This is a genomic window from Kineococcus sp. AC630, assembly GCF_979255925.1.
This window is the reverse complement of record NZ_CEEDMJ010000171.1, coordinates 1-232: the sequence shown is the minus strand read 5'-3', so window position 1 is coordinate 232 and position 232 is coordinate 1. Positions and strand designations below refer to the sequence as shown.

The window sequence follows — 232 nt, the reverse complement described above, 5'->3', positions numbered from 1 at the left end:
CGCGAACGGTCACCGTCCCTCGATCGACACCCTCTTCCGTTCGGCCGCTCGGGCCGTGGGACCGCGTGCGCTCGGGGTCGTCCTCTCGGGAACGCTGGACGACGGATCCGCCGGCCTCGTCGCCCACCGGGCCCGCGGCGGGGTCGGGGTCGTGCAGGAACCCTCGGACGCCATCTACGCAGCGATTCCGCTGAACGCGATCGCCGCCGCGGACCCCGAGCACGTCCTGCCG

At 74.1% G+C, this 232-nt stretch carries 1 protein-coding gene; it reads left to right on the top strand.

Annotated elements, in window-relative coordinates; all coding sequences use genetic code 11:
- Positions 1 to 232: chemotaxis protein CheB (locus AC0I8G_RS26295; RefSeq protein WP_471732554.1), on the top strand; the 232-nt coding region annotated here is incomplete at both ends.